The organism is Traorella sp. mt218, assembly GCF_055420025.1.
Window position 1 is genome coordinate 25070 of sequence record NZ_JBVAYM010000016.1, and the last position, 13543, is coordinate 38612.

Annotated in this window: 16 protein-coding genes and 1 other annotated feature (1 of these 17 only partly in view); all 16 genes read left to right on the top strand. The window is 41.9% G+C overall.

Annotated elements, in window-relative coordinates; all coding sequences use genetic code 11:
* Positions 1 to 182 (top strand) — a binding site (T-box leader); it begins 17 nt to the left of the window's first position.
* A 30-nt stretch (positions 183 to 212) separates the two neighbouring features.
* The 16 genes from thrS (at position 213) to ACZYT3_RS08950 (ending at position 13528) form a co-directional block, all read left to right on the top strand.
* Entirely contained in the window at positions 213 to 1955 is a 1743-nt protein-coding gene (gene thrS, locus ACZYT3_RS08875) for a threonine--tRNA ligase (protein WP_464088389.1), read from the top strand.
* On the top strand, positions 1943 to 2857 hold the full coding sequence (locus ACZYT3_RS08880; RefSeq protein ID WP_464088390.1) for a substrate-binding domain-containing protein: 915 nt from the start codon (positions 1943 to 1945) through the stop codon (positions 2855 to 2857). Before thrS ends, ACZYT3_RS08880 begins: the two co-directional genes overlap by 13 nt.
* A 61-nt stretch (positions 2858 to 2918) precedes the next feature.
* Positions 2919 to 3662, top strand: a complete 744-nt coding sequence (locus tag ACZYT3_RS08885) for an ABC transporter permease (protein WP_464088391.1) — start codon at positions 2919 to 2921, stop codon at positions 3660 to 3662.
* 98 nt (positions 3663 to 3760) lie between these two features.
* Positions 3761 to 3961 carry a hypothetical protein gene (locus ACZYT3_RS08890; RefSeq protein WP_294560474.1) on the top strand — a complete coding sequence of 67 codons (201 nt, stop codon included), beginning with the start codon at positions 3761 to 3763 and terminating at the stop codon, positions 3959 to 3961.
* Positions 3962 to 3966: 5 nt separating this feature from the next.
* Positions 3967 to 4686, top strand: a complete 720-nt coding sequence (locus ACZYT3_RS08895) for an ABC transporter ATP-binding protein (RefSeq protein ID WP_294560476.1) — start codon at positions 3967 to 3969, stop codon at positions 4684 to 4686.
* Positions 4679 to 5404, top strand: a complete 726-nt coding sequence (locus ACZYT3_RS08900; RefSeq protein WP_294560478.1) for an ABC transporter permease — start codon at positions 4679 to 4681, stop codon at positions 5402 to 5404. The genes ACZYT3_RS08895 and ACZYT3_RS08900 overlap by 8 nt, the downstream gene beginning before the upstream one ends.
* A 245-nt stretch (positions 5405 to 5649) precedes the next feature.
* Positions 5650 to 6132, top strand: coding sequence for an NADH-quinone oxidoreductase subunit NuoE family protein (locus tag ACZYT3_RS08905; protein ID WP_464088392.1), 483 nt, complete (start codon positions 5650 to 5652; stop codon positions 6130 to 6132).
* 1 nt (position 6133) lies between these two features.
* The gene (locus ACZYT3_RS08910; RefSeq protein ID WP_464088393.1) at positions 6134 to 6481 is read left to right on the top strand and encodes a hypothetical protein; all 348 of its coding nucleotides are present in this window, start codon (positions 6134 to 6136) and stop codon (positions 6479 to 6481) included.
* Positions 6474 to 6884, top strand: a complete 411-nt coding sequence (locus tag ACZYT3_RS08915; protein WP_464088394.1) for an ATP-binding protein — start codon at positions 6474 to 6476, stop codon at positions 6882 to 6884. Before ACZYT3_RS08910 ends, ACZYT3_RS08915 begins: the two co-directional genes overlap by 8 nt.
* Entirely contained in the window at positions 6881 to 8053 is a 1173-nt protein-coding gene (locus tag ACZYT3_RS08920; protein WP_464088395.1) for a (Fe-S)-binding protein, read from the top strand. Before ACZYT3_RS08915 ends, ACZYT3_RS08920 begins: the two co-directional genes overlap by 4 nt.
* Complete coding sequence (locus ACZYT3_RS08925) at positions 8043 to 8375, top strand: hypothetical protein (protein WP_464088396.1); 333 nt, start codon at positions 8043 to 8045, stop codon at positions 8373 to 8375. The genes ACZYT3_RS08920 and ACZYT3_RS08925 overlap by 11 nt, the downstream gene beginning before the upstream one ends.
* Before the next feature lies 1 nt (position 8376).
* Positions 8377 to 9078: a PHP domain-containing protein gene (locus ACZYT3_RS08930; RefSeq protein ID WP_464088397.1), complete on the top strand. Its 702-nt coding sequence runs from the start codon at positions 8377 to 8379 to the stop codon at positions 9076 to 9078.
* Positions 9068 to 9667 carry an ATP-binding protein gene (locus tag ACZYT3_RS08935; RefSeq protein ID WP_464088398.1) on the top strand — a complete coding sequence of 200 codons (600 nt, stop codon included), beginning with the start codon at positions 9068 to 9070 and terminating at the stop codon, positions 9665 to 9667. The genes ACZYT3_RS08930 and ACZYT3_RS08935 overlap by 11 nt, the downstream gene beginning before the upstream one ends.
* Positions 9612 to 9977: a (2Fe-2S) ferredoxin domain-containing protein gene (locus ACZYT3_RS08940; protein WP_294560449.1), complete on the top strand. Its 366-nt coding sequence runs from the start codon at positions 9612 to 9614 to the stop codon at positions 9975 to 9977. Before ACZYT3_RS08935 ends, ACZYT3_RS08940 begins: the two co-directional genes overlap by 56 nt.
* Positions 9978 to 9979: 2 nt before the next feature.
* On the top strand, positions 9980 to 11776 hold the full coding sequence (nuoF, locus tag ACZYT3_RS08945; RefSeq protein ID WP_294560447.1) for an NADH-quinone oxidoreductase subunit NuoF: 1797 nt from the start codon (positions 9980 to 9982) through the stop codon (positions 11774 to 11776).
* A 12-nt stretch (positions 11777 to 11788) separates the two neighbouring features.
* Positions 11789 to 13528: an NADH-dependent [FeFe] hydrogenase, group A6 gene (locus tag ACZYT3_RS08950; RefSeq protein WP_294560445.1), complete on the top strand. Its 1740-nt coding sequence runs from the start codon at positions 11789 to 11791 to the stop codon at positions 13526 to 13528.
* The last annotated feature ends 15 nt before the right edge of the window (positions 13529 to 13543 follow it).

Here is a 13543-nt window from a genome sequence, read left to right on the forward strand (position 1 = left end):
GATATGAATACTTGTGATTCAATCAAGAGAGATGTCGGGTGGTGCAAGACATTTTGATAGCCTGTATTTACTCCCAAGGAGCTGTCCTATGAAAATAGGACCGTAGATCTGCGTTAAAGAAAAGAGGTGTATGAACATACACGAAATAAGGTGGTACCACGAACACGACTCTCGTCCTTTGGCAGAGTCGTTTTTTTATTAGGAGGAGAGCTATGATCGATATTAAAGAAGATGAAAAATTAAGTGTATTGAATCACTCCTGTGCGCATTTGATGGCGCAGGCGGTGAAGCATCTTTATCCTCAGGCAAAGTTTTGGGTAGGACCGGTCATCAGTGAGGGGTTCTATTATGACATTGACTTAGGAGATGATGTGATTCATGATGAGGATCTTCCAAAGATTGAAAAGGAAATGAAGAAGATCGTCAAGGATGGCAAACGTATTGTCTGTGAACATCATACGAAGGCTGAAGCCATGGAAATGTTCAAGGATGATGAGTATAAGCTGGATCTGATCGAAGGATTGGAAGATGGCAGCATTACTTGTTATCGACAGGGTGATTTTGTGGATCTTTGCCGCGGACCTCATGTGGAAAGTGTCAAGCTTTTGAAGAATTTCAAGCTTTTGAAGCATTCGGGTGCCTATTGGAAAGGTGATAAGAACAATAAGATGCTTCAACGAATTTATGGTGTCTGCTTTGAAACAGCGGAAGATCTGCAGAAGCATTTAGATTTATTGGAAGAAGCTAAGAAAAGAGATCATAAGAAGCTGGGCAAAGAATTAGAATTGTTCATGATGAGCGAATATGCTCCGGGTGCTCCGTTCTTTTTGCCTAATGGTATGATCTTGCGAAATGAATTGGAGAAATTCTGGTATGATGAACATACCAAAGAAGGTTATGAGTTTATCAAGACACCGATCATGATGTCGAAGGAATTATGGGAAGTAAGTGGCCACTGGTACAATTATCGTGAGAATATGTACACGTCTATGGTGGATGACCGTGAGTTTGCGATCAAACCGATGAATTGTCCGGGAAGCATGCTGGTTTATAAGAATTCTTTGCATTCATATAAGGATCTTCCGATTCGTATGGGTGAATTGGGACAGGTACATCGTCATGAAGCCAGCGGAGCGTTGAATGGCCTTTTCAGGGTTCGTACATTTACACAGGATGATGCACATATCTTCATGCGTATGGATCAGATCGAAAGTGAAGTAATTTCATTGATTCGTTTTATCGATCGTGTCTATGCGATCTTTGGTTTGACGTATGACATTGAATTAAGCACGCGTCCTGAGGAAAAGTATATTGGTGAGATCGAGGTATGGGAAAGAAGCGAAGCGGCTTTAGCGAAGGCTTGTGAGGCTGCCGGCAAGACATATAAGATTAATCCGGGCGATGGTGCTTTCTATGGACCGAAGCTGGATTTTCATATCAAAGATTCATTAGGAAGAGTCTGGCAGTGTGGCACGATCCAGTTAGATATGAATCTTCCGGAAAGGTTTGATCTGACATATATTGATGAACATGGTGAAAAGGTACGGCCGGTCATGCTGCATCGTGTCATATTCGGCTCAGTAGAACGTTTCATCGGAATTCTGATCGAACATTTTGGCGGTAAGTTCCCAATGTGGCTGGCTCCTGTACAGGTAGAAGTGATTCCGGTCCATCATGAACATCATTATGAATATGCCAAAGAAATCAATGATGAATTGAATCAACTTGGTTTTAGGAGCAAATTAGATGCAAGAAATGAAAAATTGGGTTATCGTATTAGGGAAGCACAAATGAAAAAGATTCCAATCGAATTAGTCGTGGGTGACGGTGAGAAAGAAAATCATACGGTAACGATCCGCCGCCAGGGTCATAAAGAATCGAACACGGTATCATTTGATGAATTTGTGAAGATGCTTCAGAAAGAAATAGAGGAGAAGGTAAGATGCGACATTTAAAATCATTGATGGTGGCTGCCTTGCTTTTGGCAGGCTGTTCCACAACTACGACAAATGAACCTGTCAAGGTGTTGTCACCGACAGGAGCGCCAGCTCTTTCACTTTTAGAAGCAGCAAGTGAAGAAAGTGAAAACACTTTTGAATTTGTTACTGGAAGCGAAGTTGTAAGCGCAGAATTAGTAAAAGATGACAGCGAGTATGATATCATCATCGCACCTGTTAATTTAGGTGCCAAGATGATCGAAGCCGGAAAGAGTCCTTATCGTTTAAAAGCTGTGATCACATGGGGAAATCTTTATCTGGTAGGTACCAGTGAAAATGCTTTGAATGAAGAAGGAACCTTTGCGACTTTTGGTGAAGGAAGCGTGACTGATTTTGTTTTGCGCCAGGCTGTTGATCTTGACAATATCACACCTGAAATCGTGATGTATTCAAGTGCTCAGGATGTTCAGGGAGCATTATTGAGCGGTAATGCAAACTGTGGCATGCTGGCTGAACCGGCTGTAACCGCAACGATTCAGAAAGCAAAAGAGCAGGGCATCGAGCTTCAGGTCATCGAGAACCTTCAGACAGCCTATCAGGAAAAGATGGGGACTGATTTAGAAGGATTCCCTCAGGCAGCGATCTTTGTGAAAGAAGGCAGTGAAGATAAATGTGCGAATGTAATCAGTACGATCGAAACATTTGTCAATGAAACAGCAGTCAATGATCCGGATAAGATCGTGGAGCTTGTCGATGCGATCGGTGCTGATACTTTAGGTGTTCCAAGTGCAGCTATCTCAAAAGCTACATGGGAAAGACAGAATATTCACTATGTTGAGGCCGGCGAATGTACAGATGATCTGACAACGCTTCTGTCATTGATGAATATTGAGTTCAGTGAAGAGATGCTTTCAAAATAATCATTAGGGAGGTCATGGTATCTCCCTTTTATTTTTAAAGAAAAACGAGTATAATAGCGGTATGAAAAAGCGCAGTTTCGTTACAATCCTTGTTTTATTGATCGTATGGATGATAAGCGGAGAAATGGTTGATAATCCGATCAAGCTCCCTTCTTTTTTTGATGTCGCTGAACGAATGATTGAATTAGCGCTTGACAGCGGTTTTTATGAAGCGTTTACCCATACGCTTGCAAGAAGCTTTTTTGGTCTTTTATTGGCCTTGTTCATGGGGGTTTCCTTTGGTGTGTGCAGCGGTATCAGCCATAAGTTTGAAGAATATTTTGAGCCTGTCTATACGATACTGAAAAGCATTCCCAATGTATCTTATATATTAATCGTACTGATTTGGACAAATTCACGGATTGCTACCTGTGTGATCGGTTTTATGGTCATGTTTCCTATGGCTTATGCCAATACGTTAAGCGGTATGAAAAGCATTGAAAGCAAATATCTGAATTTGATGCGTATTTATCCAGTCAGACGTTCATATAAGATTTTCAAGGTTTATTTACCTTTGATATCCCATTATATCTATGCTTCTTTTTCAAATGGTCTGGGACTTACTTTTAAGGTCGGCATCATGGCAGAAATATTAGGTTCGGTATCACCGGGTCTTGGACGTCAGTTTCAGTTATGCCGCATCAATGTCGATATGATCGGTATCTTTGCATGGACGATTTGGCTTGTCTTGTTTTTGATTGTCTTTGAAGCAATCTTAAAGTTTCTTCAAAACAAATTTATAAAAGATGAAGAAATCCATGATTGAGAGTCATCAGCAGATGATTCTTTTTTTTGTAATTTTAATTTTACCTTTTCAATTAGATAATTTTGCTGTATAATAGCCCGGTAAAAAAAGGAGGAAATATGAAAAGTAATATATATAAAGCCTTATACATGATAAGCATACTTCTTGTGATATTAGGATTGATTATGGCCGTTTTTTCTTTAATTGTGATCTTGCCGCAGATTGATTCAACCAATATCATAATTCCACTCGCATTTTTAATCTTAGCCATTATTGGCTTATTGCTTATGAAATATTACAAAAATAAAATGAAGGGGTGATTTTTTTGGAATACATTGTCGAAACAAAAGATTTAAAGAAAAATTATAAAGGATTTATGGCCAATGACGGGGTCAGCATTCAAGTGCCAAAAGGATCGATCTTCGGATTGATCGGAAGAAATGGAGCAGGTAAAACGACATTAATGAAATTGATCTTAGGTTTTTCTAATAAAACAAGCGGAGAAATAATCATTAATGGGAAATCAGAAGAAAAAGAGTTATGGCAAGAGAGAGGTAGAATTGGTTCTATTATCGAAGTGCCGGCCTTTTATGATGAAATGAGCTGTTATGCTAATACGATGTATCAGGCAAAGCTTCACGGTAAAGGGAAAAATGAAGTAAACGAGGTCTTAAAGAAAGTAGATTTACTTAAATTCAAACATCGCAAGGTCAAAGCTTTTTCTTTGGGAATGCGCCAGAAATTAGGAATTGCCTGTGCTTTGCTTGGCAATCCTGATTTATTGCTTTTAGACGAACCGACCAACGGTCTGGATCCGGTGGCGATCTCTGAAATCAGACATTTGCTTGAAGATTTAAACAGACAAGGTGTGAGCATATTCATTTCAAGTCATATCCTAGGAGAAATGGAAAAAATAGCGACTGATTATGCTTTTATGATTGATGGGAAAATAGTAAAAAGCTTATCAAGTAAAGAGCTCAAAGAATCAGGTAAAGACTTGGAAACTTACTTTTTGGAATTAGTAGGGGGAAATACAAATGAGTAAAATATTTAAAGCCGAGCTTTATAAGATACGTCACAATTTAGTATTTTTTGTTTCTTTACTAGCGTCCGCACCTTTAGGAGCTTTGCTTACTGTCGTAGCAGGGCTTGATAGCAGCATATGTTTGGCTGAGGTTCTGAGCAGCATCGTTTCATTCTATGAAATCTTTTTTATCATCATGATCGCCATGTATGTAACTAACGATTATGAAAAAGGAACTATAAAAGCCATCGTTTCAAGTGGTGTTAGTAAAACAAAAATATATTTCGGAAGATTATTGGTATCGATTTTTATTTCTGAAATCATGTTTATTTTAGCTTGTATCGGAGCTTACGTTTGGGGAACTGTCAAGGGAATTCCTATGACATCCGGAGAATTTGTTTGGACCAATATGCAAATTATCGAAAGTATCGTTATTCAAATGATCATTGTCATTGCTTATGCGATGATCGGATATTTTATTTCAGTCTTAACAAAAAAACAGATCGTAGCTATCATGGTATCCATCGTTGTCATTAATTTTGAACCGGTAGCCGTCAGTTATATCGGAAAAGCATTAGGACAAAATCTGTCTGTCTTAGATTTTTCTAATACAATCAGTCAAATCGAGAAGTTAAATATAACAGGGAATATTTTATTAAGCTCCTTGTTGTTTGTGCTTGTTGTTTTTGTATTCACCTTTGCTATTGGCACATATGTTTTCAAGCATCGTGATATCTAAGAAAAGACGTATTTAAAAGGACGATCATAAAAGAGTATATTTAGGATTCTAAATATGCTCTTTTTTTACAATAAGGAGATGCAGTTATAAAAGATACTGTGTGAATTTTTTTGATCATTTTCAGTAGGAGCATTAAATGAAAAACACTAATTTGTGATAGAAATAACAAAAGAGGGTTTTCTAAAGGAGAGAAAAATGGTAAAATAACTTCATGAAGTTTTTTGATTCAGAAGGAAGGTTGTCAAATGGAAAAGATAAATGCTGAAACAAGAAAAAAGATTGATGAGATTGTCGAAAGACATAAGGACAAGATGGGTCCTGTCAAATTGATGCTGCATGATGTTCAGAATGAATGTGGCTATATCCCGTTTGAAGCGATGCTGAAGATTGCTGATGCCTGTCATGTAAGCGTTGCCAATGTATATGGGGTCGTTACATTCTATGCACAGTTTACAACCCAGCCGAAAGGCAAGCATGTCATTAATGTCTGTATGGGAACCGCCTGTTATGTAAAGGGCTCCCAGCAGCTTTTGGAAACGATTTGTGAGTCTTGTGGCTGTGAGGTCAACAAGACAAGTCCGGATGGCTTGTTTTCTATTGATGCCACACGTTGTCTTGGAGCCTGCGGATTGGCACCGGTAGCGATCATTGATGGCAAGGTTCATGGCAACATTACGGATATGAATGAGGTCAGACAGCTGATCAGTGCGATTGCTGCGAGTGAATAATATGAAATTAGATGAAATTATAAAAGCTGTACATGGGGAATGGCTGGTCAGCTGTGGAAATGAATGTGAGATTAATTACGGTTTTTCTTCAGATCTGATGAGTGACGCGTTAGCGCTGATCCAACAATATTCGGAGGAAACGATACTGATCACAGGTTTATGCAATTCACAAAGCATCCGTACGGCTGATATGCTGGATATTCATACTATCTTGATCGTAAGAGGAAAAAAATACAATGAGGAAGAAATTGCCTTAGCCAAAGAAATGAATATCAATGTGATTACCACACCTTTGACGATGTTTGAAACTTGCGGCATCCTGCATGCAAAGGGATTGAAGAGTGTTTAAAGAAACCTATCCTGTCATGCGTGAAGATTATGTCAATGCCGGTAAGGTATCAACGGATATTAAAGGATTGTTGAAACAGCTGGGGCTTCCTGCTGATATCCTGCGCAGAATCGCTGTTGCCTGTTATGAAGCAGAAATCAATATGATCATTCATTCCTATGGCGGAGAAGTGGTTCTGGAAATCAGTGAAGAGGGTGTCTATCTTTCTTTCAATGATTGCGGTCCGGGAATCAGGGATGTGGAGAAGGCGATGATGCCGGGATATTCAACAGCTTCCGGGAAAGCATTGGAATTTGGCTTTGGTGCCGGTATGGGACTTCCGAATATTAAAAGGGTGGCGGATACATTTGATTTACAAACATCTTCCCAGGGAACCTGTTTAAGGATCGGATTTCGTATATGAGAGTGATTACTTATACGCTTCATAAGTGTGTAAAATGTATGCGTTGTCTGAAAACATGTCCCTTTGAAGCGATTACGATCAAGGATGAAAGAGTGCTTATATCTGCAGATAAATGTATTAACTGCGGAGCATGTATCAGTGTCTGTAAGCATTCGGGACTGAGTGCGAAGGGATCGACACTGATTGATTTACAAAATTATAAGATAAAGATTGGTCTGGTTCCAAGTTCAATTTATTGTGATTGTTCGGATGAAACAGACGCGCGGCGATTGAACGCTGCTTTATTAAAGCTTGGTTTTGATGAATTAGTAAGTCTGAGTCCTTATGAGGGGGCTGTTTATGAAAAGGTCAATGATCTTTTAAAAGGAAAACAAGGCTTGTATATTTCTTCATTTTGCCCGGTGGTGAATGAGCTTATTGAAAAACAGTATCCGATGCTGTTGGAAAATCAGATTGATTTTGAATATCCTTCAGTGCTGGCAGCAAAGGATGTACGTCAGAAATATGGTGAGGATGCAGGTATCTTTTTGCTTTGCGAATGTCCTGCCAAGCTGGCTTTTGGGAAATATCCGTATGGTAATGTCAACAGCGAGATCGATCATTGTCTTTCGATCGTAGATCTGTTTCCTAACATCAATAGCTATCGCAATCATGAGGAGGCAGATGTCGAATTATGTAAGGAAGGCATCCGTTCGGTAGCCTGTGGACTTGGACAGCGCTTTGATGCCCAGATCTTATCTGTGAATGGGATGGATAAGGTTTTGAAGGCTTTGGAGCTGAGTGAGTTTGGTCTTTTAAAGGAAGTAAAGTATCTGTCGCTGAGCGCTTGTTTCAACGGTTGCATCGGCGGACAGTTTTTATGGGGAAATCCTTTCAATGGAAGGATCAATATGCATGAGCTGATGAAGAGCGCTCACGGAAAGATAAAGAATTACACGCTTGAAGAGCTTCGAAAGGATAAGGATGAGCAAAAGCTGCAGCCAAAGAATATGATGGAACAATTGAAGCGATTCAGTGCGGTCAATGAAATTTTTGATCATCTTCCGGGCTTTGACTGTGGTGCCTGCGGTTATCCGTCCTGTCGCAGCATGGCAGAGGCCATCGTTGATAAAGAGCAGTGTCTGGAAGATTGCCGGATCATTAAAAGGAGAGAAAAGGATGCAGGTTAAAGAATTTGCGCAAAAGACGGGTTTTAAGATATGGGCAAGCGAGAAGGCGCTGGAAAAAGAAATTTCAGGTGTCTTTGTCGGTGATCTGTTAAGCTGGGTCATTGGCAACAGTGAAGCAAATCAGATATGGATCACGGTCCAGAGTCATCTTAACAGCGTTGCTGTAAGCGCTTTGAAAGAAATCAGCGTGCTGGTGATCGCCCAGGATGCAAAGATTGAGCAGGAAGTGATCGATCGGGCACTTGAAGAGGATATCGCTTTATGTGCGAGCAAGCTTTCAGCTTATGAAATCTGTAAGAAATGTGTGGAGCTAGGGTTGTAGCATGCGTGTCGATCTGCATATTCATTCAGCGCTTTCTCCCTGTGCCAGCGATGATATGACACCGCATAATATTGTCAATATGGCAAAGATATGCGGTTTGGAAATGATCAGTGTCTGTGATCATAATACGCTGGGACAGCAGCGAGTCATGGCTGAGGTAGCCCGAAAGCTTGATATGGGATATGTCTATGGTGTGGAGGTGCAGAGCATCGAAGAAGTGCATCTGTGTATCTATTTTCAGGATTATTCAAGGGCGATGGTATTTGATGCGTGGTTAAAAGAGCATTTGCCTCTGATCAGAAATGATGTTCGTTATTTTGGCAATCAATGGCTGTTTGATGAAGCTGATGAAGTGGTTGCCGGTGAAGATGTGCTTTTGCTTCAATCGGTGAATCAGAGCATGGAGAATATCATCCGAAAAGCACATCAGTGTCAGGGGATCGTTTCCCTGGCCCATGTCTGTGATAAGGCAAATTCGATCATGACGCAATTAGGTTTTATTCCCCGGCATTTGGAATTTGATCTGATCGAAGTAAAAAATCAGGCACAAAAAGAAATGGTGCAGCAGCTGCATCCATGGCTGAAGGAAGTGTTATGGATCAGAAACAGCGATGCACATTATCTTCAGGATATCGATCATTTTGAGGAAGATATTGATATCAGGATGTGGAAAGCGTTGTGGAGGGATGCAAATGATGGCTGATTTAAGCATGTATCTGTTAGATATTGCTTCTAACAGCATACGGGCAGAAGCATCTCATATCATGATACGCTTTGTGGACAGTAAAAAGAAAAATGAAATTTCTCTTGAAATCAGAGATGACGGAAAGGGCATGGATGAAGCGATGGTAAAAAAGGTACAGGATCCTTTCTTTACGACTCGCAAGACAAGAAAAATCGGTCTGGGGATACCGTTTTTCAAGGAATTGGCTCAACAGTGTGAAGGCCGTTTTGAATTGGAATCAAAAGTGAATAAAGGAACAAGGATCAAATGTACGATGAAAAAGGATCATTGGGATGTTCCTCCCAGAGGTGATATCGGTGATGCGCTGGTATTGGCTCTATGTATGAATGAAGCCGTTCATATTCACTTTGATTATATAAGTGATGAGAAGCAGTTTAGTTTTGATTCACAGCAAATCAGGGAAATCCTGGGCGATGTAAGCATCTGCGAAGCTGAGATTTCTTCTTGGTGCAAGGCTTATATCAATGAAGGTATCAAAGAGGAGGAAAAAGATGAAGTCATTAGCGGATTTAAAAGCTCTGCGCGATCAGACAAAGAAACGTCTTGACCTGCGCGATGGTGAAAATGATTACCGGATCGTTGTCGGTATGGGGACGTGCGGCATTTCTGCGGGTGCCCGTCCGGTATTGAACACCTTTGTGGAAGAGGTGGCGAAGCATAATTATAGTGCGTCTGTCACACAGAGCGGATGTATGGGGCTATGTTCCTATGAGCCGATCGTAGAAGTGTTTGATAAGCAGGGAAATAAGACAACTTATGTTCATATGAATCCTGCTAAGGCGGAAGAAGTTACACGTAAACATATCGGACAGGGAGAAATCTGTGAGGAATTTACGATAGGAGCAGCAGGTAGATAAGTATGGAAAGAATGAATGTACTGATCTGCGGAGGAACGGGATGTACATCCTCCAAGAGTGATCTGATTGAGAAAGAATTTAATCGTGTTTTAGAGGAAATGGGTCTGGATAAGGAAGTCAAGGTCGTAAAGACCGGCTGCTTTGGCTTATGTCAGAAAGGCCCGATCATTGCCATTCATCCGGACAGGGTTTTCTATTGTCAGGTAAAGGTAGAAGATGTCAGTGAGATCGTGAATGAGCATATTTATAAGGGAAGACGTGTCGAACGTCTGGAAATGCATGATATCGATGAGGAAACAAAGGAAAAAGTTTTCAGCATGGATAAGATCCGTTTCTATGCGAAGCAGAAGCGTGTTGCCTTGAAAAACTGTGGTGTGATCAATCCGGAGGATATCAATGAATATATTGCCCGTGATGGTTATATGGCCTTAGGTAAGGTGTTGACAGAAATGACGCCACAGGAGGTCGTTGATGAAATTAAGAAATCCGGACTTCGCGGACGTGGCGGCGGAGGCTTCCTTACAGGCTTGAAATGGCAGTTTGCCGCTCAGGAAGAGAGCGATCAGAAATATGTCATCTGTAACGCCGATGAAGGAGATCCGGGTGCTTTCATGGATCGTTCTATCTTGGAAGGTGATCCGCACAGCGTCATCGAAGCGATGGCGATTGCCGGTTATGCGATCGGTGCCAATTATGGTTATATCTATATCCGTGCCGAGTATCCGATTGCTGTTGAACGTTTGAATATTGCGATCAAGCAGGCCAGGGAATTGGGCTTGTTGGGAAAGAATATCTTTTCGACAGATTTTAGTTTTGACTTAGAGCTTCGTTTAGGTGCCGGTGCCTTTGTCTGTGGTGAGGAAACGGCTTTGATTGCCTCAATTGAAGGAAAGCGTGGCATGCCGATGCCAAAACCACCATTTCCGGCACATAAAGGTGTCTGGGGAAAACCGACGATCATCAACAACGTGGAAACACTTGCCAATGTAGCCCAGATCATCAATAACGGTGCTGACTGGTTCAAGTCGATGGGAACGGAAAAATCAAGCGGTACGAAAGTATTTGCCTTGGGTGGCAAGGTCGTCAATACCGGTCTTGTGGAAGTACCGATGGGTACGACGCTGCGTGAAGTAATTTATGAAATTGGCGGCGGCTGTCCGAATAATAAACGTTTTAAGGCTGTTCAGACAGGCGGTCCGAGCGGCGGCTGTCTGACAGAAGATGATCTGGATTCACCGATTGATTTTGATACGCTGGTAGCCAAGGGTTCGATGATGGGTTCAGGCGGTATGATCGTCATGGACGAAGATAACTGTATGGTCGATATCGCTCGTTTCTATATGGATTTCATCGTTGATGAATCATGCGGCAAGTGTACGCCGTGTCGTGTCGGAACCAAGCGTCTTTTGGAAATGCTGACGGATATCTGTGAAGGAAGAGGTACGATGGAGCTGATCGATGAGATGGAACAGCTTTGTTATACGATCAAGTCTACCGCACTTTGCGGATTGGGACAGACAGCACCAAATCCGGTATTATCTACGCTGCGTTTCTTTAGAGATGAATATGAAGCACATGTTAAGGATAAACGCTGTCCGGCACATGTATGTAAGGCATTGCTCTCTTATTCGATCGATCCGGATAAATGTAAGAAGTGCTCTTTGTGTTCGAAGAAATGTCCGACAGGTGCGATCAGCGGTATTGCCGGTAAGGAAGTATTTAAGATTGATACAAGCAAGTGCATCAAGTGCGGTGCCTGCAGGGAAGCCTGCCACTTTGGCGCTGTTGAGATGAGATAGGAGGGCTTTGAGATGGTGAAATTAAAGATCAACAATCAGGAAATTGAAGCGGCAGAAGGATCTACGATCCTGGAAGCAGCCAGAGCCAATAATATTCATATCCCGACGCTTTGTTATTTAAAGGATCTGACGGGAACGGGCGCCTGTCGTGTCTGTCAGGTAGAAGTAAAAGGGGCACGTAATCTTTGTGCTGCCTGCATTTATCCGATCAGTGAAGGTATGGAAGTCTATACGAATTCTAAAAAAGCACTTGATGCCAGAAGAGGCGTTGTAGAGCTGATGCTTTCCAACCACTCTAAAAATTGTCTGCAGTGTATCCGCAACAATAACTGCGAACTGCAGCGCCTGGCCGCTCAGGTAGGGGTCCGTGAGGATGCCTTTAAAGGTGAAAAGACAAAACCGACCTTTGATGATGCCAGCGAAGGCATCGTCCGTGATACGAGCAAATGTGTTCTTTGCGGACGCTGTGTCAGCGCCTGTGAGAAAATACAGGGATTAGGTGTCTTAAACTATATCAATCGTGGCTTTAAGACGAGTGTCGGACCTGTCTTTGACCTGTCATTAAAAGATGTCAACTGTATGCAGTGCGGACAGTGCGTCAATGTCTGTCCGGTAGGTGCCTTACATGAAAAGGAAACGATTCATGAAGTCATCGAAGCATTGAATGATCCTTCAAAGCATGTGATCGTACAAACAGCGCCGGCCATTCGTGCAGCACTCGGTGAAGAGTTTGGGATGCCGATCGGTACGAAGGTAACGGGAAAAATGGTAACGGCACTGAAGCTTTGCGGTTTTGATCGTGTTTATGATACGGATTATGGGGCTGATCTGACGATCATGGAGGAAGGAAATGAATTCCTTCACCGTATAAAAAAAGGCGGTGTGTTACCAATGATCACCTCCTGCTCACCGGGATGGGTCAATTATTGTGAAAGAGAATATCCGGATCTGTTGGATCATCTTTCCAGCTGTAAATCACCGCATATGATGTTTGGTGCCATCCTCAAGAGCTATTATGCAGAAGTGAAGGGCATCGATCCAAAAGATATCTATGTTGTTTCGATCATGCCTTGTGTTGCCAAGAAAGGTGAGATCAACAAGAAAGAAAATGTTCATGACGGCATGCAGGATGTCGATGCTGTTCTGACTACCAGAGAGTGTGCCCGTCTGATCAGGATGTTTGGTATTGATTTTGCCGATCTGAAGGATTCTGAATTTGATCAGGATATGTTTGGTGAATACTCAGGTGCGGGCGTTATCTTTGGTACCAGCGGCGGTGTCATGGAAGCGGCTTTACGAACAGTAGCGGATATCTTGGAAAATAAGGAATTAAAAAATATCGAATACAAGGCCGTACGTGGTGTGGAAGGCTTAAAGGAAGCAACGCTGGAAATTGCCGGCATGGAGATCCATGTGGCTGTTGCTCATTCCATGAAAATTGCGAAACCGCTTTTGGATGATATTCGAAACGGTGTCAGCAAATATCATTTCATTGAGATCATGGGCTGTCCGGGCGGTTGTATCAATGGCGGCGGTATGCCATATGTCAGTGCGGATGTGCGTAACAGCGGCTTCAACTATAAGGCAAAGCGTGCAGCAGCGCTCTATGCGGAAGATGAAGAACTGCCGGTACGTAAATCACACGAAAATAAGCAGATTCAGGCACTGTATGAAAATTATCTGGGCGAACCGAACAGTGAAAAAGCACATCATCTGCTTCATACGACTTACAATAAAAGAGAGAGATTCTAGAAAGGCTCATCGAGC

Coding starts and splice junctions, on each gene's coding strand:
- thrS (WP_464088389.1), top strand. CDS start 213: ATGATCGATATTAAAGAAGATGAAAAATTAAGTGTATTGAATCACTCC.
- ACZYT3_RS08880 (WP_464088390.1), top strand. CDS start 1,943: ATGCGACATTTAAAATCATTGATGGTGGCTGCCTTGCTTTTGGCAGGC.
- ACZYT3_RS08885 (WP_464088391.1), top strand. CDS start 2,919: ATGAAAAAGCGCAGTTTCGTTACAATCCTTGTTTTATTGATCGTATGG.
- ACZYT3_RS08890 (WP_294560474.1), top strand. CDS start 3,761: ATGAAAAGTAATATATATAAAGCCTTATACATGATAAGCATACTTCTT.
- ACZYT3_RS08900 (WP_294560478.1), top strand. CDS start 4,679: ATGAGTAAAATATTTAAAGCCGAGCTTTATAAGATACGTCACAATTTA.
- ACZYT3_RS08905 (WP_464088392.1), top strand. CDS start 5,650: ATGGAAAAGATAAATGCTGAAACAAGAAAAAAGATTGATGAGATTGTC.
- ACZYT3_RS08910 (WP_464088393.1), top strand. CDS start 6,134: ATGAAATTAGATGAAATTATAAAAGCTGTACATGGGGAATGGCTGGTC.
- ACZYT3_RS08920 (WP_464088395.1), top strand. CDS start 6,881: ATGAGAGTGATTACTTATACGCTTCATAAGTGTGTAAAATGTATGCGT.
- ACZYT3_RS08925 (WP_464088396.1), top strand. CDS start 8,043: ATGCAGGTTAAAGAATTTGCGCAAAAGACGGGTTTTAAGATATGGGCA.
- ACZYT3_RS08930 (WP_464088397.1), top strand. CDS start 8,377: ATGCGTGTCGATCTGCATATTCATTCAGCGCTTTCTCCCTGTGCCAGC.
- ACZYT3_RS08935 (WP_464088398.1), top strand. CDS start 9,068: ATGATGGCTGATTTAAGCATGTATCTGTTAGATATTGCTTCTAACAGC.
- ACZYT3_RS08940 (WP_294560449.1), top strand. CDS start 9,612: ATGAAGTCATTAGCGGATTTAAAAGCTCTGCGCGATCAGACAAAGAAA.
- nuoF (WP_294560447.1), top strand. CDS start 9,980: ATGGAAAGAATGAATGTACTGATCTGCGGAGGAACGGGATGTACATCC.
- ACZYT3_RS08950 (WP_294560445.1), top strand. CDS start 11,789: ATGGTGAAATTAAAGATCAACAATCAGGAAATTGAAGCGGCAGAAGGA.